Source organism: Burkholderia sp. BCC1640 (genome assembly GCF_902833125.1).
GTDB lineage: Bacteria > Pseudomonadota > Gammaproteobacteria > Burkholderiales > Burkholderiaceae > Burkholderia > Burkholderia diffusa.
This window is the reverse complement of record NZ_CADFEF010000019.1, coordinates 1-21,929: the sequence shown is the minus strand read 5'-3', so window position 1 is coordinate 21,929 and position 21,929 is coordinate 1. Positions and strand designations below refer to the sequence as shown.

Annotated in this window: 20 protein-coding genes; 9 read left to right on the top strand and 11 right to left on the bottom strand. The window is 65.7% G+C overall.

Going from position 1 to position 21,929, the window contains the following annotated elements:
• Positions 1-9: 9 nt before the first annotated feature.
• Entirely contained in the window at positions 10-1,158 is a 1,149-nt protein-coding gene (locus HWX25_RS20765) for a branched-chain amino acid ABC transporter substrate-binding protein (protein WP_175910145.1), read from the bottom strand.
• Between the two features lie 36 nt (positions 1,159-1,194).
• Positions 1,195-2,424: an FAD-dependent oxidoreductase gene (locus HWX25_RS20760; protein WP_175910143.1), complete on the bottom strand. Its 1,230-nt coding sequence runs from the start codon at positions 2,422-2,424 to the stop codon at positions 1,195-1,197.
• 231 nt (positions 2,425-2,655) lie between these two features.
• Here HWX25_RS20760 and HWX25_RS20755 point away from each other — a divergent pair, with 231 nt between their 5' ends.
• Positions 2,656-4,068 carry a PLP-dependent aminotransferase family protein gene (locus HWX25_RS20755; RefSeq protein WP_175910141.1) on the top strand — a complete coding sequence of 471 codons (1,413 nt, stop codon included), beginning with the start codon at positions 2,656-2,658 and terminating at the stop codon, positions 4,066-4,068.
• Between the two features lie 680 nt (positions 4,069-4,748).
• On the top strand, positions 4,749-6,173 hold the full coding sequence (locus tag HWX25_RS20750; protein WP_175910139.1) for a PLP-dependent aminotransferase family protein: 1,425 nt from the start codon (positions 4,749-4,751) through the stop codon (positions 6,171-6,173).
• Positions 6,174-6,230: 57 nt separating this feature from the next.
• Here HWX25_RS20750 and HWX25_RS20745 read toward each other — a convergent pair whose 3' ends face one another.
• Positions 6,231-6,848, bottom strand: a complete 618-nt coding sequence (locus HWX25_RS20745) for a LysE family transporter (RefSeq protein WP_175910304.1) — start codon at positions 6,846-6,848, stop codon at positions 6,231-6,233.
• A gap of 67 nt (positions 6,849-6,915) precedes the next feature.
• Here HWX25_RS20745 and HWX25_RS20740 point away from each other — a divergent pair, with 67 nt between their 5' ends.
• On the top strand, positions 6,916-7,839 hold the full coding sequence (locus HWX25_RS20740; RefSeq protein WP_175910137.1) for a LysR family transcriptional regulator: 924 nt from the start codon (positions 6,916-6,918) through the stop codon (positions 7,837-7,839).
• A 121-nt stretch (positions 7,840-7,960) separates the two neighbouring features.
• On the opposite strand, the gene acnB is transcribed toward HWX25_RS20740, so the two are convergent.
• Together acnB and HWX25_RS20730 are read right to left on the bottom strand one after the other, a co-directional pair.
• Positions 7,961-10,546, bottom strand: a complete 2,586-nt coding sequence (gene acnB, locus HWX25_RS20735; RefSeq protein ID WP_175910135.1) for a bifunctional aconitate hydratase 2/2-methylisocitrate dehydratase — start codon at positions 10,544-10,546, stop codon at positions 7,961-7,963.
• A 574-nt stretch (positions 10,547-11,120) separates the two neighbouring features.
• On the bottom strand, positions 11,121-12,131 hold the full coding sequence (locus HWX25_RS20730; protein WP_175910133.1) for a YafY family protein: 1,011 nt from the start codon (positions 12,129-12,131) through the stop codon (positions 11,121-11,123).
• 169 nt (positions 12,132-12,300) lie between these two features.
• Here HWX25_RS20730 and HWX25_RS20725 point away from each other — a divergent pair, with 169 nt between their 5' ends.
• Complete coding sequence (locus tag HWX25_RS20725; protein WP_175910132.1) at positions 12,301-12,963, top strand: glutathione S-transferase family protein; 663 nt, start codon at positions 12,301-12,303, stop codon at positions 12,961-12,963.
• A 58-nt stretch (positions 12,964-13,021) separates the two neighbouring features.
• Here HWX25_RS20725 and moaD read toward each other — a convergent pair whose 3' ends face one another.
• The 3 genes from moaD to moaA all read right to left on the bottom strand — a co-directional run bounded on the left by moaD (position 13,022) and on the right by moaA (position 15,072).
• Positions 13,022-13,279 (bottom strand): molybdopterin converting factor subunit 1, encoded by a 258-nt coding sequence (gene moaD, locus HWX25_RS20720; RefSeq protein WP_175910302.1) that lies wholly within the window; start codon positions 13,277-13,279, stop codon positions 13,022-13,024.
• A gap of 61 nt (positions 13,280-13,340) precedes the next feature.
• The gene (locus HWX25_RS20715; protein WP_175910131.1) at positions 13,341-13,904 is read right to left on the bottom strand and encodes a molybdenum cofactor biosynthesis protein MoaE; all 564 of its coding nucleotides are present in this window, start codon (positions 13,902-13,904) and stop codon (positions 13,341-13,343) included.
• 49 nt (positions 13,905-13,953) lie between these two features.
• Positions 13,954-15,072, bottom strand: coding sequence for a GTP 3',8-cyclase MoaA (gene moaA, locus HWX25_RS20710; RefSeq protein ID WP_175910130.1), 1,119 nt, complete (start codon positions 15,070-15,072; stop codon positions 13,954-13,956).
• Between the two features lie 530 nt (positions 15,073-15,602).
• Here moaA and HWX25_RS20705 point away from each other — a divergent pair.
• Positions 15,603-17,003, top strand: a complete 1,401-nt coding sequence (locus HWX25_RS20705; RefSeq protein WP_175910129.1) for a cytochrome ubiquinol oxidase subunit I — start codon at positions 15,603-15,605, stop codon at positions 17,001-17,003.
• A gap of 3 nt (positions 17,004-17,006) precedes the next feature.
• Entirely contained in the window at positions 17,007-18,014 is a 1,008-nt protein-coding gene (gene cydB / locus HWX25_RS20700; RefSeq protein ID WP_175910128.1) for a cytochrome d ubiquinol oxidase subunit II, read from the top strand.
• A 69-nt stretch (positions 18,015-18,083) separates the two neighbouring features.
• Here cydB and HWX25_RS33755 read toward each other — a convergent pair whose 3' ends face one another.
• Positions 18,084-18,212, bottom strand: a complete 129-nt coding sequence (locus HWX25_RS33755; RefSeq protein WP_279610126.1) for a hypothetical protein — start codon at positions 18,210-18,212, stop codon at positions 18,084-18,086.
• Here HWX25_RS33755 and HWX25_RS20695 point away from each other — a divergent pair.
• The 3 genes from HWX25_RS20695 (at position 18,169) to HWX25_RS20685 (ending at position 20,090) form a co-directional block, all read left to right on the top strand.
• Positions 18,169-19,089 carry a bestrophin family protein gene (locus HWX25_RS20695; protein WP_175910127.1) on the top strand — a complete coding sequence of 307 codons (921 nt, stop codon included), beginning with the start codon at positions 18,169-18,171 and terminating at the stop codon, positions 19,087-19,089. The two genes, HWX25_RS33755 and HWX25_RS20695, sit on opposite strands and share 44 nt — an antisense overlap.
• 43 nt (positions 19,090-19,132) lie before the next feature.
• Positions 19,133-19,519 carry a VOC family protein gene (locus tag HWX25_RS20690; protein ID WP_175910126.1) on the top strand — a complete coding sequence of 129 codons (387 nt, stop codon included), beginning with the start codon at positions 19,133-19,135 and terminating at the stop codon, positions 19,517-19,519.
• 157 nt (positions 19,520-19,676) lie between these two features.
• Positions 19,677-20,090, top strand: a complete 414-nt coding sequence (locus tag HWX25_RS20685; protein ID WP_175910125.1) for a VOC family protein — start codon at positions 19,677-19,679, stop codon at positions 20,088-20,090.
• Positions 20,091-20,184: 94 nt separating this feature from the next.
• Here the strand turns inward: HWX25_RS20685 and trpS are convergent, their stop codons facing one another.
• On the bottom strand, positions 20,185-21,198 hold the full coding sequence (gene trpS / locus HWX25_RS20680) for a tryptophan--tRNA ligase (RefSeq protein ID WP_175910124.1): 1,014 nt from the start codon (positions 21,196-21,198) through the stop codon (positions 20,185-20,187).
• 206 nt (positions 21,199-21,404) lie between these two features.
• Entirely contained in the window at positions 21,405-21,560 is a 156-nt protein-coding gene (locus HWX25_RS20675; protein WP_175910122.1) for a hypothetical protein, read from the bottom strand.
• Positions 21,561-21,929: the final 369 nt, after the last annotated feature.

Genomic DNA, 21,929 nt, shown 5'->3' with positions numbered 1-21,929 from the left:
CGGCGTCGATCAGTTCGACGCGCCGCCGACCGTGCGAATGCTGTGCCACTGCCCCTGTTCGACGCGGAACAGCGTGTAGGGCGGCTTGATCAGGTCGCCGCGCTCGTCGAACGAGATCTTCCCCGTTACGCCCGTGACCGACACGTCCGGCAGGCTCGCGACGACCTTGCCGCGGTCGACCGAATCCGCCTTGCGGATCGCCGCGATCATCGCGAGCGCCGCGTCGTACGCGAACGGCGCATACAGCTCGACATCCTGGTTGAAGCGCGCCTTGTAACGCTGCGCGAACGCGATGGCGGACGGCAATTTGTCGAGCGCCGGGCCCGGCTCGAGATCCTGCGTGCCTTCGCCCGCGTTGCCGGCGATCTTCAGGAATGCATTGCTTTTCAACGCGCCGGCGCCGAACAGTTGCGCTCGGATGCCGAGCGAGCGCATTTGCTTGACGAGCATCGCGCCCTGTTCGTCGAGGCCGCCGAAGAAGAGCAGGTCGACGTTGTTGCTCTTCATCGTCGTCAGGATGCCGCGGAAATCGACGGCCTTGTCGTTCGTGTATTCGCGGCCGACGATGCTGCCGTGTGCGTCCTTCACGCCTTTCTCGAAAGCGTCGGCAAGCCCCTGGCCGAAGGCGGTGCGGTCGTCGATGATGCCGATGCGCTTCGCCTTCAGCTGCTCGACCGCGAAACGGCCGGCGACCACGCCGCCGACACCGTCGTGCCCCATCGTGCGGAACACGTTCTTGAAGCCCTGCATCGTCAGTTGCGGATTGGTCGAGCCGGGCGTGATCATCGCGACGTTCGCCTGCTTGTAGACGGCCGACGCGGGGATGCTGCAGCCCGAGTTGTAGTGGCCGATCACGCCGACCACGCCGTCGTCGACGAGCTTCTGCCCGACCTGGATCGCGATGCGTGGATCGGCCTGGTCGTCCTGCACGTCGAGCACGAAGCGCACCGGCTTGCCGCCGATGGTCGGGTGTTTCGCGTTCTCCTCGTCGAGCGCGAGCTGCGTGCCGTATTGAAGATCCTTGCCGACGCGCGCGACCGGCCCCGTCAACGGGCCGGCGAAGCCGATCTTGACGGTTTCCGGGTCCGCGCCGTATGCGGAAGCGGCTGTGCCGAGCGAACAGACGGCCAGCCATGCCAGCCAGTTACGACGATTCATGATGCCTCCTTGCAGTGGTGGAAATCGTGGCGCGCGTCAGAATCGCGCGGCCCGGTATGGCGTGAGATCCAGCGGCGGCGCGCGTTGCGCGACGAGATCGGCGACGATCCGCCCGGTGATGCCGGCGAGCGTGACGCCGAGATGCTGGTGGCCGAATGCATGGATCACGCATTCGCTGTGCCGCGCGCGGCCGATCACCGGCACGCCGTCCGGCAACGTGGGCCGAAAGCCGAGCCAGCTGCGTGTCGGCGCGCCGAGCGAAGGCAGCGCTTCGTGTGCGGAACGAGTGAGCAGCGCGACGAGCGAGCGGTTCATGCCGGCGTCGAAGCCGCCGAGTTCGACGGTGCCGGCCGCGCGCAATCCTTCGTCGAGCGGCGTCATGTAGAACCCGCGCTCGGCCCAACCGACCGGCCGCGTGACGATCTGCTCATGCGCGGCGAACTGCACGTGATAGCCGCGCTCGGTATCGAGCGGCACGGTGTCGCCGCACGCGGCGGCGAACGCGCGCGAGCGGGCGCCGGCGGCAATCACCACATGATCGAAGGGACGCACCGCACCGCCTGCATAAAGGTTCACGCCGTCGCCGACGGGCTCGATCCGGTCGACCTGCGTGCGTTCGAGCGTCGCGCCGCCGGTTGCCAGATGCGCGAACAGTTCGCCGAGAAACCCGCACGGGTCGGAGAAATGCCAGCTTCCGTGGAACAGCACGCCGCGCGTGAAGATCGGCGCGAGCGCGGGCTCGAGCCGGCGGATCGCGTCCGCGTCGAGCGTGTCGAACGGCACGCCGAGCCGGCGCCGCAGTGCGAGCGACGGTTGCGCCGCGTCAAACGACGCCTGCCGTGCATACAGGTACAGGCATTCGCGCGGCCGCACGAATGCCGCGAGCCGCGTGGAAGCGAGCAGCGGCGCATAGCCGTCGGCGGCGCGCGACAGCAGCGCGGCCAGCGCGCCCGCGCTGCGCGCGTGGTGCGCCGGCATCGACGCGACGAGGAATCGCGCGAGCCACGGCGCGCCGCGCAGCAGGTACGGCCAGCGGATGCGCAGCGGGCTGTCTGCGGCGAACAGGAAGTGTGGCATGTCGCGGAACACGGACGGGCCGTTCACCGGCACGCAGCCATACGGCGCGAACGTTGCGGCGTTGCCGAACGACGCGCCATGACCCACGCCGGCCGGATCGAACAGCGTGACGCGGTGCCCGTCGCGCTGCAGCCATGCCGCCGCGCCGAGCCCGATGAAGCCTGCACCCACGATGGCGATGTCCGCCATGACGCCTCTCCTTCACCGCACCTGATTCACACAAAGATGGGATAAAGAATCACACAGTAAATTTTTGTGTGCAATCAAAAAGAGATTGTGTGGTGCTAGCGTTTACCCGACTTCAACTGACTGATTCGACTGACATTTCGGCAGATGGTTGACCTGAATGGAATGTCATATACAATCGCTGGACGGATTTAGACGGCAGACAAACGCTTTTTGTGTGGATGTGGACGATACATGGCAGCAGACAAACTTTCCGGAGCGCGCGACGATGATGGGCCGGCGCAGGCAAAGCGGCCGACCTATGTCGAGGTATCGAGTTCGATCGAGGCGGAAATCCGCAACGGCATGTACCCGCCAGGCAGCCGTCTGCCGCCGCAGCGCCAACTCGCGACCGAGCTCGGCATCAACGTGTCGACCGTGTCGCGCGCCTATAAGGAACTACAGCTGCGTGGCCTCGTGATCGGCAGCAAGCGGCGCGGTTCGCTCGTCACCGGCGGCGCGATGCCGAGCATCGAGCCGGCCCGTGCATCGCTCGCGGCGGGCAGCGGGGTGATCGACCTGACGGTGAACCGGCCGGCGACCGGCGAATTCCTGGCGAGTCTCGCGCAGACGTTCGGCACCTTGGCGGCCGATCTGCGTTTCGCGTCGCTGCAGGAATACCAGCCGCCGCAAGGCCCCGAGTGGGCGCGCGCCGCGGGCGCGCAGTGGCTTGCCGCGCCGGGCTTCACGCCGTCGCGGGACCAGGTGGTCGTGACGAGTGGCGCGCAGCATGGGCTCTACGCGGTGCTGAACAGCCTGATCGGCACCGACGGCGTGATCGTCGCCGACCGGCTCACGTATTACGGGCTGAAGGCGCTCGCGCCGGTGTTCCAGTTCGAGATCGTCAGTGCGCCGGCCGACGACGACGGCCTGCTGCCCGACGAGATCGAGCGGATCTGCCAGCGCATGCCCGTCAAGGCGATCTTCGTCGTGCCGAACCTGCAGAACCCGACCGTGACGACGATGAGCCTCGCGCGCCGCATGGCGCTCGTCGACGTCGCGCGCCGCCATCACGTGACGATCATCGAGGACGACGTGTACGGGCCGCTCGTGCGCGACCGGCTGCCGGCGATCGCGGGGCTGTGCCCGGAGCTCACGTTCCATATCGGCGCGACGTCGAAGATCCTCGCGCCCGGGCTGCGCCTCGGTTACCTGAGTTGCCCGCGCGACAGCGTCGCGCTGTGCGCGGAAGCGGTGCGCACCACAGCATGGATGCCCGCGCCGACGTCGATGCTGATCGCAACGGTGTGGATCGAGAACGGCACGGCCGAGCGGATCATGAGCGCGCAATTGGCGGAGATCCGCGCGCGCGTCGATCTGGCGCGGGAGCTGCTGCCGGCCGGTCAACTGAAGTCTGATCCCGCGTGCATGTTCGTGTGGCTGCGGCTGCCGCCGCCGTGGCGTGCCGACGACTTCGCCGCGAACGCGAAGGCGCGTGGCGTGATTGTGATGCCGTCGTCGACGTTCGCGGTCGATCGAGCGGAAATCGAGCACGGTGTGCGCATCAACCTGGCGTGCCCGGCGACGCGCGACGAACTCGTGAACGGGCTGCGGATTCTGGCCGGCACGCTGAAGGACCGGCCGCGCGCGCTGTTCGGGTCGATCTGACGCGCGCCGCTTGCGCCGGCAACCTTGCGGCAGCGCTTCGTCCAAGGTCGCCACGGCGCCGCGCCAGCGGCGAAGGCTGCCGGCTCGCTTCCCGTATCGGGCAGACGGGCGTCGATGCTCGCCCCGGGCACAGGCGAACAGCCGCACCGCGTCGCTCCACCGGTCAGCGTCCGCATTTCACCCCAAGCCCTTCATCGGTCGACTTGCTGACGCCCGTGCGGCACGCCCCGTCGCTCTGATGTCATGTTCCTGGCGGTGCAGCTCGGGCCGCCTCGACCTTTTCCTGTCGGGCCGGCCGGACATGACCAGCCAGTGCCGACAGCGCTGCGCGCCACGTCGCACGGGTCTCCGATCGCCGCTCCCGGCACCAAATTCGTAAGACGTACAGTTCGCCCGAAGTCGCGAATTCGCGCCGAACTGTACTCTTATGTGCATATCCGATGTGTGTACTCCGTCTCAACTGTTCTGCTCTTGCGATTCCATCATCAAGTGCACAGTGCCGCAGGCCCAGACATCACGGGCCTGACGGCGCATCTTCAAAAGCGAGCCGCGACGATGGAAAAGGCAAAACCGGAGGGAGCAATCAGGCATCACGACAGCCCGGTCGGCGGGCGGCACATGCGCGGATCGGGCGTGCGCGGGGCGGCGGCGCGCAGGCGCAGGCCGGCGGGGAGCACGCGATGAAGCTCTACGAAAAACTCGCGGACGACATCGAACGCCTGATCCGCCAGGGCGTGTACCGGCACGGCGACCGGATTCCGTCGGTGCGGCAGGCGAGCCAGCAGCACCGGATCAGCATCACGACCGTGCTGCACGCATATCTGCTGCTCGAAAGCCGCGGGATGCTGGAAAGCCGTCCGCAGTCGGGCTACTTCGTGAACCTGCGGCGCGACGACAACCACGCGCCGGTGCGCGAGCTGCGGCCGTCGAAGCCGATCGCGATTTCGTCGTCGGTCGACATGAGCCGGCTCGTGCTGTCGACGCTGCGCTCGATCGGCACCGACGACGCGGTGCCGCTCGGTTCGCCGTATCCGGACCCGAGCCTCTTTCCGTTCGAGAAGCTGAACCGCTACGCGTATGCGGCCGGCCGGGACAAGTCGCTGTGGGGCGTGACCGACGGGCTGCCGCCCGGCCATCCGCGTCTGATCCGGCAGATCGCACGACGCTACCTGGAAAACGGGATGTCGGTTGATCCGAACGAGATCATCGTGACGGTCGGCGCGACCGAGGCGATCAACCTGTGCCTGCAGGCGGTCGCGAAACCGGGCGACACGATCGCGGTCGAGTCGCCGACGTTCTACGCGATGCTGCACGCGATCGAGCGGATGGGGATGAAGGCGATCGAGGTCGCGACGCATCCGGAATACGGGATCGATATCGCCGCGCTGGCAGCGATTGCAAAGTCGCAGCCGATCGCCGCGTGCATGGTGATGCCGAATTTCCAGAATCCGCTGGGCTTCCAGATGCCCGACGAGCGCAAGCGCGAACTGGTGGAATTCGCGACCCGCGTCGACATGCCGCTCATCGAGAACGGTGTGTATAACGAACTGTATTTCGGCGAGTCGCATCCGAGCGCGCTGAAGTCCTGCGATCGCAACGGGATCGTGCTGCATTGCGCATCGTTCTCGAAGAGCCTGACGGCGGCTTACCGGGTCGGCTGGGCGCTGCCGGGCCGCTATCGCGATCAGGTCGAGAAGCTGAAGTTCCTGAACACGCTGGCCACGCCGTCGCTGCCGCAGCTCGCGATCGCCGAGTTTCTCGAACGCGACGGCTACGAGCATCACCTGCGACGCTTGCGCAAGGCATATGCACAGCAGGCGAACCTGATGCGTGCGATGGTGTCGCGATTCTTCCCGGAAGGCACGCGCATCTCGAGCCCGGCCGGCGGCTACGTGCTGTGGGTCGAGTTACCGGTGCAGGTCGACGCGATGCGGCTGTATCAGCTCGCGCTGGAGCAGGGAATCACGATCGGCCCCGGCTACATGTTCTCGATCACCGACAACTACCGGAACTTCATCCGGCTGAACTACAGCAGCGCGTGGTCGTGGGAGATCGAGCAGGCGGTGATCGCGGTCGGGAAGCTCGCGGCGTCGTGCATGCGATGAAGCGACGCCGGTGCGCGTCGCATGCACCGCCCCGGATGACGTCGCGCGGCGTGATGCTCAGCGACTGCCGCGCGCAACGGCCAGCAAGATCCCGAAGCCGACGAGCAGAACGCCAAAGGTGCGGTCGATCCAGTGACGTAAGGACAGCAAACGATCGCGGACGGCCTGGGCGGAGAAGCAGACGGCCACCAGGCTGAACCAGCCCGCATGCGCCAGCGCGATGAACAGGCCGTAGCCGATCTGCACGATCAATGGCGTGTCGGGGCGTACGGCCTGCATGAACAGGCTGACGATGAACACGGTGGTTTTCGGATTCAGTGCATTGGTCAGGAAACCGGTGCGCAGCGCCGCCGGATCGGATAGCGGCGCGGCATGCGTTGCGGGCTGTCCGTCAGCGGGCCTGGTCGTGAGCATCCTTGCGCCGAGGTAGATCAGGTAGATCGCGCCGACGAGCTTGACGGCGTTGAAGAGCCACAGGGATTGACGGATCAGCAGGCCTACGCCGAGCAACGTATAGCTCACGTGTACCGTCACACCCAGCCCGATCCCGCATGCGGTGAGCAAGCCCGACCGGCGCGACAGCATCAGGCTGTTGCGCGTGACCATCGCGAAATCGGGCCCGGGGCTGATGACCGCGAGCAACGTGATGGTGACTACGACTATCCATTCCGTCATTGCATCGTCCTTTTGATTTTCACCGTGATGCTCCAATATTAGGGATCACGTTTCACCAGGAAAAGCGATGATTTCTGACCAGAATGGTGAGTTGGATTCACAGAATGTCCGCGCCAGTCTGCCGTCGCTGATGGCGCTGCGCTGCTTCGAGGCGGCGGCGCGCCATGAGCATTTCAGCCGCGCCGCCGATGAACTGCACGTGACGCACGGCGCCGTCAGTCGCGCGGTGCGTCTGCTTGAAGACGATCTGGGAGTGGCATTGTTCGAGCGGCGCAGTCGTCGGGTGTTCCTGACCGATGCGGGCCGCAAGCTGGCGCAGGCTGTCCATGACGGTCTGCATCTGATGAAGCAGGCCGCGCATGAATTGCGGACCGACGCGGCCCGTGCGCAGCGTTCGGTGCTGTCGTGCGAACCCACGCTGCTGATGCGCTGGCTGATTCCGCGCTGGCCGAACTTCCAGGCCATGTACCCGGGCATCGACATCCACCTCGCCGCGGCGGGCGGCCCGTTCTCGTTCGACAACGGCATCGACATGGCGATCCGGCGCAACGACTTTGCGTGGCCCGACGGCTATCACGCGGAGAAACTGTTCGCGGAAAGGGTGGGGCCGGTGTGCCGGCCCGACAAGGTGGACATGTGGTTTTCCGGCAGTCGAGACAGTCGCGCGCTGAAGCGCGGCGCGCCGCGGCTGCATACCCGGACACGACCGGACGCGTGGAAGGAATGGGCGGCGGCCGCGCAACAATCACCGGGCAGCGGGCGCGGGCAGGTGTTCGAGCATTTCTATTTCAGCCTTCAGGCGGCCGTCGCGGGGCTGGGTGTCGCGATCGGCCCGTGGCATCTCGTTCGCGATGACCTCGAGAGCGGCGTGCTGGTCGCGCCGATGGGTTTCGCCGAAGACGGCACGCACTATTGTCTGCTGACGCCGGCGCCCGTGAAGGACGGGAGCGCGCAGTGGGCTCTGCGCGACTGGCTGAGGACGATGGCCTGACGTGTGAGCCGGATCGATGCGCGACGCCGGCAGCATAAAAAATGGCGCCGCAGGCATTCAGCCCGCGGCGCCATCGCGTGTCGCCACGACGGGCACAGCCCGCCGCAGCTCGACCGCATGCTTAGATCTGCACGGTGTCGGCGACTTCCTTGAAGTCTTCGATCTGGTCGAAGTTCATGTACTTGTAGATCTTGTCGCCGTTGGCATTGAGCACGCCCATGTCGGCCATGTACTCGTCCTTGGTCGGGATCTTGCCGAGACGCGAGCAGATTGCCGCCAGTTCCGCCGAGCCGAGGTACACGTTCGTGTTCTTGCCCAGACGGTTCGGGAAGTTACGGGTCGACGTCGACATCACCGTCGCGCCTTCGCGCACCTGTGCCTGGTTGCCCATGCACAGCGAGCAGCCCGGCATTTCGGTGCGCGCGCCGGCCGTGCCGAACACGCCGTAGTGGCCTTCTTCCGTCAGTTGCTTCTGGTCCATCTTGGTCGGCGGCGCGACCCACAGCTTGACCGGGATGTCGCGCTTGCCTTCCAGCAGCTTCGACGCGGCACGGAAGTGACCGATGTTGGTCATGCACGAACCGATGAACACTTCGTCGATCTTCGCGCCGGCGACGTCGGACAGCGTCTTCACGTCGTCCGGATCGTTCGGGCACGCAACGATCGGTTCATGGATGTCGGCCAGATCGATCTCGATGACGGCCGCGTATTCGGCGTCGGCATCCGGCGACAGCAGTTGCGGGTCGGCCAGCCACTGCTCCATCGCCGCGATACGGCGCTGCAGGCTGCGCGGATCCTGATAGCCCTGCGCGATCATCCACTTCAGCAGCGTGACGTTGCTGTTCAGGTACTCGATGATCGGTTCCTTGTTCAGGTGCACCGTGCAACCGGCTGCCGAACGCTCGGCCGACGCATCCGACAGTTCGAACGCTTGCTCGACCTTCAGATCGGGCAGGCCTTCGATTTCGAGGATGCGGCCCGAGAAGATGTTCTTCTTGCCTTGCTTGGCGACCGTCAGCATGCCCTGCTTGATCGCGTACAGCGGAATCGCGTTGACGAGGTCGCGCAGCGTGACGCCCGGCTGCATCTTGCCCTTGAAGCGGACCAGCACCGATTCCGGCATGTCCAGCGGCATCGTGCCGGTGGCGGCCGCGAACGCGACCAGGCCCGAGCCTGCCGGGAAGCTGATGCCGATCGGGAAGCGCGTGTGCGAGTCGCCGCCGGTGCCGACGGTGTCGGGCAGCAGCATGCGGTTCAGCCACGAGTGGATCACGCCGTCGCCCGGGCGCAGCGCGATACCGCCACGGGTGCTGATGAAGTTCGGCAGCGTCTGGTGCGTCTTCACGTCGACCGGCTTCGGATAAGCGGCGGTGTGGCAGAACGACTGCATCACGAGGTCGGCCGAGAAGCCGAGGCAGGCCAGATCCTTCAGTTCGTCGCGGGTCATCGGGCCCGTGGTGTCCTGCGAGCCGACCGAGGTCATCTTCGGTTCGCAGTACGTGCCCGGACGCACGCCCTGGCCTTCCGGCAGACCGCATGCGCGGCCGACCATCTTCTGTGCGAGCGAGAAGCCCTTGCCGCTGTCGGCCGGCTGGTGCGGCAGGCGGAACAGCGTCGACGGCGCGAGGCCGAGCGCTTCACGCGCCTTCGCGGTCAGGCCGCGGCCGATGATCAGCGGAATGCGGCCGCCGGCACGCACTTCGTCGAACAGCACGTCGGACTTGACCTGGAATTCGGCGATCACGTTGCCGTCCTTCAGCGCCTTGCCTTCGTACGGGCGCAGTTCGACGACGTCGCCCATGTTCATCTGCGACACGTCGAGCTCGATCGGCAGCGCGCCGGCGTCTTCCATCGTGTTGTAGAAGATCGGGGCGATCTTGCCGCCGAGACACACGCCGCCGAAACGCTTGTTCGGGACGAACGGGATGTCTTCGCCGGTGAACCACAGCACCGAGTTGGTGGCCGACTTGCGCGAGGAGCCGGTGCCGACCACGTCGCCGACGTAGGCGACCAGGTGACCCTTGTCCTTCAGCGATTCGATGAACTTGACCGGGCCGCGCTTGCCGTCTTCTTCCGGCGTGATGCCGGGGCGCGCGTTCTTCAGCATCGCCAGCGCGTGCATCGGGATGTCCGGGCGGGTGGTGGCGTCCGGGGCCGGCGACAGGTCGTCGGTGTTGGTTTCGCCCGTGACCTTGAACACGGTGATGGTCAGGCTTTCCGGCACTTCCGGACGGCTCGTGAACCATTCGGCGTCGGCCCAGCTCTGCAGCACGGCCTTCGCGTGCGCGTTGCCCTTGTCGGCGAGTTCCTTCACGTCATGGAACTGGTCGAACATCAGCAGGGTTTTCTTCAGTGCGTCGGCAGCGACGGCCGCGACTGCTTCGTCGGACAGCAACTCGATCAGCGGCTGGATGTTGTAGCCGCCCAGCATCGTGCCGAGCAGTTCGGTCGCGCGCTCGCGCGAGATCAGCGGGCAGGCCGTCTCGCCCTTTGCGACGGCGGCCAGGAAGCCGGCCTTCACGCGCGCGGCTTCGTCGACGCCGGCGGGGACGCGATGGGTGATCAGGTCGAGCAGCGTTTGCTCTTCGCCTGCGGGCGGGTTCGCCAGCAGTTCCACCAGTTCGGCGGTTTGCTGAGCCGTCAGCGGCAGGGGAGGAATACCGAGCGCGGCGCGGGCGGCCACGTGAGCACGAAAGTTTTCAAGCATGGGGGGACCTGCTGAGATTGCGTTTCAGGGGAAGGGCTTTCCAGGCACGCCGAGGCTGCTGTTCCGGACACTGCTTCACTGCTTGGACGGGATTCTAGTCGCAATATGGTCAGGCGTCAAATGTCTTATGTCTTATATAAGAGTTGTATATGGGACCTGGAAAGGCGAGTGCTGTAGCGGTGCACTTTGCGGAAGAATTCGGTGGATTGAGTTGGGGCTTGGTGCAGAGAGTGGCCGCGAATCCGGGCGCAGCGGGGCATATGGCCGGTCGCAGATGCGGCGTTCGCCCGACCGGCGCGGTTTCATCATGTGGAAAATCCCGCACGCGCCGTCCACATCGGCAAAAACGCCAATCGAAAAAGCCGAGGAGTTGCGAATTTGCGAAAAATAGGGCGAATGAAAGCAGAAATGCCGACATCCTGCGCAACGAAGCTTCAAGATCCCAACGCAAGATAGGCACGATGAAGACACCGACGCCGATCCAGGCGATCTCGACGGGCAGTGTCTTCGAGGAATGCGCCCATCACGACGGAGTGCGCGGTGAAGACGGTGAATGCGAGCAGTTTCGCTCCGATCACGCCGCGAATGTTGGAGCGTCGTCGATCGTCGGCGGCGCGGGTGAATACAGCGCCTTCGTCGCTGCAACCTCGTCGGTCAATCGAACCACGAGTTCCCGCGGCCCGAGCACTTTCAACTCCGCACCATATCCAAGCAGCTTGCGCGCACCGTGCTCGATCGATTCGATCGGCATCAGGAATTCCCTCCATCCCGGCGGGATCGCGCTGCTGCCGGCGCTATCCGAGACGGGCGCGACCTTGACGCGCGCATTGATCAGCCAGCTCTCTGCGCGCGCCGACACCGCGACGTGCGCGGTCAACCGGTAAAGCTCCGCTTCATACCGGCTCATCGCATTACGCCAGTGCCGGGCCAGATCGAACCGCGCGGGCCGCTTGAATCGCCGGCGCGACGCCGCGAGTTCCCGAATGTTCGCGAGCCGAAAAGTCAGTGCATCGCGCTTGCCGGCGACCTTCGCCACCACGTACCACGCACCGCCCTTGAGCACCAGCCCGAGCGGATCGAGTGCGCGGCGCGACACACCGCGCCAGCTTTCGTACGTCACCTCGATCCGCTGCGACTGCCACACGGCATCGGCGACTTCACGCAGAAACGCCGGCGTTTCCTGCGCCCGATACCAATCCACGGTATCGACATGCAGCCGGCTCGCGACACGATCGGCATGTTCGCGCGAGTCCGGCGGCAGGCTGGCGATCATCTTCAGCCGCGCGGACGCGGCCATCCCGTCGAGCCCGAGTTCTCCCGCCGGCCCCGGCAGGCCGGCCAGAATCAACGCATGTGCCTCCTGCTCGGTCAGCCCCGTGAGATCGGTACGCCAGCCGTCCTGCAACTGAAAGCCGCCGTTGCGTCCGCGATCGCCCCAGATCGGCACGCCGGCCGTCGACAGTTGATCGATATCGCGCAGGATCGTCCGCTCGGACACTTCCAGTGCGGCGGCCAGCGCCGGCGCGGTCATGCGGCCGCGCGCCTGCAGCATCATCATGATCGACAACAGCCGGCTGGCTTTCATGTGTGGTACCTCATCCGGAATACATGACACGGGATGTCATGTTATCGGATCTATGATCCGACACATCCGCGATCGGCTGGCGCGCAACGGAGTCGGGCGCGGGCTTGCCGACACGCGGGCGGTGCTCATGTGAGGGCCGCTGCGCGAAACCCGACGAGGAGAGCGATACATGAAAATCATGACCGGTCCGCTGAGCATGTTCGGCGCGAAAGTCGAGATCGCGGCGCACGAGAAGGGCATCGCCTTCGAGCGCGTGCTGGTGCCGTTCAGCCAGCAGCGCGGCTACGACCCGAAGCATCCGGACGTCTTGCGCATCAATCCGAAGCGTCAGGTGCCGGTGCTGATCGACGGCGACCTGGAGATTTTCGATTCCACGCAGATCTTCGAGTACCTGGAAGACCTGAAGCCCGATCCCGCGCTATGGCCCGCGCAGCCGAAAGCGCGCGCGGTGGCGCGTCAACTCGAGCACTGCAGCGACGAGGTTTATTTTCCGCACGTGATCCGGCTGATGGGCCTCGAAGAGACGCCGGATCATCCAGCGGCACGGGCCGCGCGCGACGAAGCGCGGCAATACTATCGACGCATGGAACGCGTGCTGGCGGACCGGGAATTCCTTGTCGGCACCTATTCGTACGCCGACATCGCGTTCTACATGGCGCAGTTGTTCGGCGCGCGCAAGGGCGCGCCGATGACGGCGGAGACGCCGAACCTGCTCGCCTGGCGCGAACGAATGACCGCGCGTCCGGCCGTGCGGAAAGTGGCTGGTGCGATGGCGGGTTATCTTGCTTCGATCGACCATCCGGTTCCGGATTTTCTTCGTGGGCTCCATTAGCCAACCCGTCGCGCGTCGAACGGCTACGATCCGTCAGTCGCCGCTGGATGTGAACGCATTACCCGCCGGTCACCGGCGGAAAGAACGCCACCTCGCTATCCTCCCGCACGACGAATGTGCCGGTCACCATCTCGAGATTCACGGCCGCGCACACGGGCCGGTCCAGCCGCAGCGCTTCGCCACAGCGCGCCTCGCGTGCGGCGAGCGCGGCGCGCAGCGCGTCGACGGTGAGGGCATGCGCATCGATCTCGACAACTTCCTCGTCGGTATGCAGTTGTTCGCGAATGCTCGCAAAGTATTTGATCGTCAGTTTCATTACGATGTCCTGAGCGAAATCGGTGCAATCGGCGGGATCGGAAAGGCGTTGGCCGGCACGTTCATCCCCAGCGGCGCATCGCCTGATCGTCATGCGCCTTCGGTTCGACCCAGCCGGCCACGCCGTCGTGCCGGATCTCCTTCTTCCAGAACGGCGCATGCGTCTTCAGGAAGTCCATGATGAATTCGCACGCATCGAACGCCGACGCGCGATGCGCGGCGGCCACCACGACGATCACGACCGCATGGCCCAACGGAATGCGCCCGACGCGATGCACGACCTTGGCCGTCTCGAGCCGCCACCGCGCACTGGCCTCCTCGACGATGCTCCAAAGCGCCTGCTCGGTCATCGTCGGATAGTGTTCGACTTCCAGCGCGATCACGTCGTCGACGTCGCCTTCGTTGCGCACGACACCGAGGAAATTCACGACCGCACCGACATTCGGATTGCGAACGATCGGCGCGATCTCGGCGCCGGCGTCGATCGCCGTGTACTGCACACGCACCTCGAATCCGGCTGCGATCGCCGGCGGCGGCTCGGTGTGCGAGTCGACGGGTTCGGACTGCCCGCCGTCACGCGGCGGATCGTTTGGCGACGCGGCACGGGATTCGGTGAAACTGGTCATGACGGTTCTCCAGTATGCGGTTCGCTCCGCTTCGCGCGGCAGCAGCCCGTCAGCCGCCGACGAGCGACATGCGCACGGTCGGGTAGGTCTTGCCGGACGGCCTGGCCGCGTTCGTGGCCCGCCGTTCGGAATAGCGGTCGTCGCGCCGTGTCCATCGTGCGCGCACGGTGTCGGCGAGGCCGTCGATCGATGCGGCGTCATCGAGCCACGGCCGCAGGTCGGTGCCATGCATCGCGAACAGACACGTATAAAGCTGGCCGTCGGCCGACACGCGGGCGCGCGAGCACGTGCCGCAGAACGGATGCGACACGCTCGCGATGAAACCGACCTCACCCGCGCCGTCGATGTGCCGGCAGCGGATCGCGGTGGCATCGTGTCCCGGTTCGCCGACGAGGACGAGCGGATAGCTCGCTTCGATGAGCTCGCGCATCCGCGCGGCCGGCACGACCTTGTCGCCGGACCACGCGCTCGCGCCGCCGACGTCCATGTATTCGATGAAGCGCACGGCCACGCCGCTATGACGGAAGTAACGCACGAGCGGCAGGATCTGGTCGTCGTTCGCGCCGCGCTCGATCACCGCGTTGACCTTCACGGGCGCGAGCCCGGCCGCCTGCGCGGCCTCGATGCCGGCCAGCACGCGCGCCACCGGCACGGCGGTGTCGGTCATCCGGCGGAATATGGCATCGTCGATCGCGTCGAGACTCACGGTCACGCGCGACAAGCCTGCATCGCGCAGCGCGCGTGCCTTGGCGGCGAGCAGCGAACCGTTGGTCGTCAGCGCGATTTCGACGGGCTTGCCGTCGACGGTCGTCAGCGTCGCGAGCCGTTCGATCAGCGCTTCGAGGTTGCGGCGCAGCAGCGGCTCGCCGCCGGTGAGGCGGATCTTTTCGACGCCGAGCGAGACGAACGCGCGCGCGATCTTCTCGAGTTGCGCGAACGACAGCCGCTCGGACGACGGCATGAACGCATAGTCGGGGCCGAAGCTGTCGCGCGGCATGCAGTAGCCGCAGCGGAAGTTGCACTGGTCGATGACGGACAGCCGGAGGTCGCGCAGCGGCCGCGCGAGCGTGTCGAGCGGGCGGGAAAAGACACCGGGCGATGCGCCGCCGGTTGCGGCGGCGACTGGCGCGGAAGCGATGGCATTCACGATGGGTTCGGCTGCCTGCATGAAGTGATCGGAACGGCATCGGCGATCGGCCGTGCGTGCGCAGAGGTGTCGGCGCACGGGTCGTGACGAGCCTCATCGTGAGGATAGGCCGCTGGATTCCATCGGCAGAGACACAATCCCGCACGAAATGCAGGAATACAGTTCGTCATCCCGGATGCGCGAAAGGTGGGCATGACGCGCCAATCCATGCTCATGTTCGTGCTCACGCGAGCCAGTGCGCGAAATCGTAATACGGGGTACGGGCGTTCGGCCGTGACGCGGATGCACAGCGTCGCAGTGCGGAAAGCAGTACAGCTGACAGCCTCGCGGCCCCGCAACGGGTTTTCCGTGCACACATCTTCGGCCCCGGGGAAAGCACAGTTTCAGCGCACGTTCGCGCGATTGCGAGTATCGTCGGAAACGCGATATCGTCATTCACGCTTCGTTGCCGCGCCCCGCGATCCGTTCTTGCCTGCACGTGCCGTCGCGAAGCCGTCGCGCGATTTCCTGCTTCGAGCTGACGTCCTCACAATCACGAGCAAATTACGGTCATGGAAATCTTCGATGCGTTCCATCTCGCCCGATTGCAATTCGCGTTCACGGTGTCGTTCCACATCGTGTTTCCGGCGATCAGCATCGGCATGGCGAGCTTCCTGGCGGTGCTGGAATGGCGCTATCTCGTCACCGGCGACGCCGCCTATAAATCCATGTTCCAGTTCTGGTCGAAGATCTTCGCGATCGGCTTCGGGATGGGCGTCGTCTCCGGCGTCGTGATGGCGTACGAGTTCGGCACGAACTGGGCGGGCTTCTCGCGCGTCGCGGGCAACATCACCGGCCCGCTGCTCACTTACGAAGTCCTGACGGCCTTCTTCCTCGAGGCCGGCTTTCTCGGCGTGATGCTGTTCGGCTGGCAGCGCGTCAGCCCGCGTGCGCATTTTTTCGCGACGCTGATGGTCGCGGTCGGCACGCTGATCTCGACGTTCTGGATCCTCGCGTCGAACAGCTTCATGCAGACGCCGCAGGGCTACAGGATCGAGAACGGTCTCGTCGTGCCGGTCGACTGGTTCAAGGTCATATTCAACCCGTCGTTCCCGTATCGCCTCGTGCACATGACGATCGCCGCGTTCATCGTCGCGGGCTTCATCGTCGCCGCGTGCGGGGCGTGGCACCTGCTGAAGGGGCGCCGCGACGAGCCGGTTAAGCGCAGCTTCTCAATGGCGCTGTGGATGTTGCTGCTGCTCGCGCCGATCCAGATCGTCGTCGGCGATGCGCACGGGTTGAACACGCGCGAATACCAGCCGGCGAAGATCGCGGCGATCGAGGGGCTGTGGGAAACCGAGAAGGGCGGCACCGCGCTGAACCTCGTCGGTCTGCCCGACATGCAGGCCGAGACGACGCGCTATGCGATCCAGGTGCCGCACCTCGGCAGCCTGATCCTCACGCACAGCTGGGACGGCGAGATTCGCGGGCTGAAGGAATTCCCGGCGCAGGACCGCCCGTATTCGCCGATCGTGTTCTGGACCTTCCGGATCATGGCCGGCCTCGGGATGCTGATGCTGCTCACCGCGCTGCTCGGCCTGCTGCTGAGAAAAGGCGGACGCCTGTATGAAACGCGCTGGTTCCAGTGGTTCGTCGTGTGCATGGGGCCGTCCGGCATCGTCGCGCTGCTGGCCGGATGGATCACCACCGAAGTCGGGCGGCAGCCGTGGACCGTATACGGCGTGCTGCGCACCGTCGATTCGATCGCGCCGCTCAGCGCGCAGCAGGTCGGCGTGTCGCTGCTGATCTTCGTGGTCGTGTATTTCCTGGTGTTCGGAACGGGTATCTACTACATGATGCAACTGATGAAGCGCGGGCCGGCCGCCCAGGCCGGATACATCGAGCTGCACCGGCATCCGGGGCTGCGCAAGAGCGCGCTGTCCACGCCGCTGAACGTCACCGAAGCGGAGTAAGCGATGCACATCGATCTTCCTGTCGTGTGGGCCGCGATCATCGGCCTCGGCGTGTTCATCTACGTGATGCTCGACGGCTTCGACCTCGGCATCGGCCTGCTGTTTCCGTTCTTCGACGCGAAGGCCGAACGCGAAGTCATGCTGAATACCGTCGCGCCGGTATGGGACGGCAACGAGACCTTTCTCGTGCTCGGCGGCGCGGGCCTGTACGGCGCGTTTCCGGTCGTCTACTCGACGCTGCTGCCGGCGAACTACCTGCCGCTGATCCTGATGGTGGTCGGGCTGATCTTCCGCGGCGCCGCGTTCGAATTGCGTGCGAAGGCGAACCGCACGCAGCACCTGTGGGATCTCGCGTTCATCGGCGGCTCCGCGCTGGCCGCGTTCTGCCAGGGGATCACGCTCGGTTCGTTGCTGCAGGGCATCCGGATCGTGAACAACCAGTTCGCGGGCGGGCCGTTCGACTGGCTGTCGCCGTTCAGCCTGTTCTGCGGGATCGGCGTGCTCGTCACCTATGCGACGCTCGGTTGCGGCTGGCTGATCCTGAAAGTCGACGGCGAACTGCAGCGCAAGATGCGCCTGCTGATGAAGCCGCTCGCGGGCGTGCTGCTCGCGGTGATGGGCGTGGTCAGCCTGTGGACCGTGATCGGGCTGCCGGCCGTCGCGCATCGCTGGTTCGGCAGCGGCAACCTCGGCTGGTTCCTGCCGGTGCCGATCCTCGTCGTCGCGTGCGTGTGGGGCATCTTCCACACGGTGAAGCGCGAGCACGAGGCGACGCCGTTCCTGCTGACGCTCGCGCTCGTGTTCCTCGGCTACACCGGCCTCGTGATCAGCATCTGGCCGAACATCGTGCCGCCGTCACTGACGATCTGGGACGCGTCGTCGAGCCATTCGAGCCAGCTCTTCGCGCTCGTCGGCACCGTGATCGTGCTGCCGATCATCCTCGTGTACAACGCGATGCAGTACCGCGTGTTCCGCGGCAAGGTGCGCGAGGGCGACGCCGGTTATCACTGACCGGCGCGCCCCGGTGACGGGGCAGGGCGTGCGCGGGCGTATCATCATGCGCAAGCGCGGTGAAGCGCGTCACCCGGCCCGCCACGCGCGGGCCGTTGCACATCGGGCGGCGGCGATCCGTATGGCGTATTTCATCGGCAGTCGAGACAACACCATGATCGTCAGACCACGACAAAACTGGCTCAGGATGCTGTTCATATGGAACGGCTCCGTGCTGCAATCGATCATTCCGCAACTCGTGTTCATGGCGATCGTCAGCACGCTGGCGGTCTTCACGAACGGGCGCATCTTCGGCGAGAAGATACCGCTGAACACCGCGCCGTTCACGCTGTTCGGGCTGGCCCTCGCGATCTTTCTCGCGTTTCGCAACAACGCGAGCTTCGAGCGCTTCAAGGAGGCGCGGCTTCTGTGGGGCAACCTGCTGATCGCCGCGCGCACCGTCACGTCGCAGCTGCGGCGCTACTTGCCCGACAGCGTCGGCGATGCGGAGCGCGACCGGCTCGCCGATCTGCTGATCGCGTTCACGTATGCGTTGAAGCATCAGCTGCGTCATACCGATCCGGCGCAGGACCTGCAGCGCATTCTCGGCGCCGAGCGCGCCGCCGCGTTCGCGCACAAGTGTTACCAGCCCGTCGCGATTCTCGATGAACTGCGCGGCGGAATCGTCCGCGCGCTGGGTCGCGCGCCCGGTAGCGAAGCAACGTGCTGGATGTTCGATACGCAACTGGCCGCGTTGGGCAAGGCCGTGGGCGGCTGCGAGCGCATCCTGACGACGCCGATCCCGTTCTCGTACAGCGTGCTGCTGCATCGCACCGTCTATGCCTATTGCGTGCTGTTGCCGTTCGGACTCGTCGATTCGACGGAATTCTTCACGCCGCTGATTTGCGTGTTCATCTCGTACACGCTGATCGCGCTCGAAGCGATCGCGAACGAGGTGGCCGACCCGTTCGGCCTCGCGCCGAACGCGCTAGCGCTCGATGCGATGGCGCGCACGATCGAGCGGTCGGTGCTCGAGCTGGGCGAGCGCGCGATGCCGGAGGAGTTCGTGCCGGCATCGACGTATCAGATCACGTAAGCGGCAACGCGCGTCGCGGCGCGCACGATTGGGAGAACTTCGCATGCGCATCTACGTGACGAGTATTTTTGTCGACGATCAGGACAAGGCACTCGCGTTCTATACCGACACCCTCGGCTTCCGGTTGAAGAACAACGTGCCGGTGGGCGCGTACCGCTGGCTGACGGTCGTGTCGAAGGATCAGCCCGACGGCACCGAGCTGATGCTCGAACCGAGTCATCATCGCGCGGTCGGCCCTTATCGTCAGGCGCTGTACGAGGACGGCATCCCGGCGGCGTCGTTTCAGGTCGACGATCTCGACGCCGAGTACGCGCGGCTCGACGCGCTCGGCGTGCACTTCACGCTGGCGCCGATGGACGCGGGGCCCGTGCGGATCGCGGTGCTCGACGATACGTGCGGCAACCTCGTGCAGCTCATGCAGATGAAGTGACGCGTTGTCCGCGAGGAGCCGCTCGGGTTCGTTTCAGTCGCGTCGGTCGATCATTTTGTGGGGCGTCATGATGGCGTGAAAGGGCGCAGGTGCGACATCGGTGGAGTCAACCAAGGAAGTTTGTGTAGACTCGTGCTCGTTCAATGGAGCCAACATCATGCAACTTCTTGACCACGTGTCCATCGGCGTTCCGGATATCGACCAGGTCCGCCCCTTCTACGACGGTGTCATGGCCGCGCTGGGCGCGACCAAGGTTTATGATCGCGGCACCGCGCTCGGTTACGGCGAACGTTGCAGTGCCACCGACACCGCATCGACCTTCCTGGCGATTTATCTGGATCCCGCCGAAGTCGGGACGAGCAAGCGACACTGGTGCTTCAAGGCGGCTTCCCGCCCGCAGGTGCATGCATTTTTCGAGGCGGGGCTGTCCGCGGGCGGGCGGCCCGACGGCGACCCCGGCTTGAGGCCGCACTATCACGCCGACTACTACGCGGCCTTTGTCGTCGATCCGGCCGGCAACCGGATCGAGGTCGTGTGCCACGCCGCGCCACCGGCGCACGAGCGGCCATGACGGCACTCGCCGACGACTGATCGCCCGCGGCACGGTGTCGTGCCGTCGGGTCGCGGACAAGCGCGGCGCCGGTCGCGTTTGCTGCGCGCGCGGCTCAATCGAAGTACGTCAGCCCCATCGCTCCTTTCACCTCGGCCAGCGTCGCGCCGGCCACCTCGCGCGCATACAACGTGCCGCGCTTCAGGATCGCCATCACCTCCGCCTTGTCCGCTTCGAATTCGCGACGACGCGCGCGGATCGGCTCGATCAGCGCCTGCAGTCGCTCGTTCAGCACGCGCTTGACGACGCTGTCGCCGAGGCCGCCACGGCGATAGTGCGCCTTCAGTTCGTCGACTTTCTGCACGTCGGGCTCGAACGCGTCGAGGAACGTGAACACGACGTTGCCTTCGACCTGGCCGGGATCGTTCACGCGCAGGTGGTTCGGGTCCGTGTACATGTCCTTCACGGCCTGCGCGATTTCGTCGGGCGTCGAGCCGAGCGTGATCGCGTTGCCGAGCGACTTGCTCATCTTCGCCTTGCCGTCGATGCCGGGCAGCCGCGTGACCGCCGACAGCACGGCCTCGCATTCCACCAGCACCGGCTTGTCGACCGTCGCGTTGAAGCGGCGCACGAGTTCGTTGGTCTGCTCGATCATCGGCAGCTGGTCGTCGCCGACCGGCACGTGCGTTGCCTTGAACGCGGTGATGTCGGCGGCCTGGCTGACGGGGTAGGTCAGGAAGCCGGCCGGGATGTCGCGCTCGAAGCCGCGCAGGCGGATCTCTTCCTTGATGGTCGGATTGCGCTCGAGGCGCGCGACCGTCACGAGGTTGAGCAGGTATTGCGACAGCTCGGCGAGCTCGGGCACCTGCGACTGGACGACGATCGTCGAGATCGCCGGATCGATGCCGACGGCTAGGTAGTCGAGCGCGACCTCGATCACGTTCTCGGTGACGCGCTGGCGGCGGCCCATGTTGTCGGTCAGCGCCTGCGTATCGGCGAGCAGCAGGAACTGCGTCGCTTCGTGCTGCATCTGCACGCGCGCGCGCAGCGAGCCGATGTAATGGCCGAGATGCAGCGGGCCGGTCGTGCGGTCGCCGGTGAGGATGGTCGGTCGGGGCGGGTGCGTCATGGTGTGGATTGGCTCCGGGTTATCGAAGCCACCAGCCATGACGTGAGCGCAGAAACGACAATGCCGCCATGGCTGGCGGCATCACGTTCGGGACATGCAAAAGGAAACGGGCCGCCTGGGTCAGGCGCGCCACCAGCAATGCACGTTCGGCGAGGCAGGTTTGGTTTCCATTGCGCGAGTATAGCGTAGCGGCGGCGAGCCGTGCGTCAGCGCACGACCGATTCCAGCGCGAGGCGCGCGACTTCGGCGGACGGCCATAGCAGGTATAGCAGGCCGACCATCAGCAGCAGCGCGCAGACGCGCACCGCCGGCGTACGGTCGATCTCGCTCAGGGTGCGGATGTGCTGCTTCAGTTTCTTCATGCTTGCAGGCGCAACGTGCGCCACTTCAACGGTTGCTGCAACGGGGCCGGGTGGGGCGGCGCCGGGGGCTACGGGTTCAACGAGGGGCCGGGCGGGCGCGGTATGGAGTTCGCGCGAAGCTCGCGTGCGGACAGATAAAGGGCTCGATCATGGCGCCGGTGGCGCATTGCATGAGGCGAGGCGACGCGCATCCTACCAGTTCGGGAGAGCGCACACCGTCAAGAATTGTCCGGTAACGGTCGGTAGCGCTTTCCAATGGAACAGGAGCCTGGACGAGGGTCTGCACTGGCTCTTGCGTAGCGCTTTCGGCGCGTTTCCAATGCAAAAGAGCCTGTTGTTGGCCCGACACGCGCGAGTTGACCGACACCG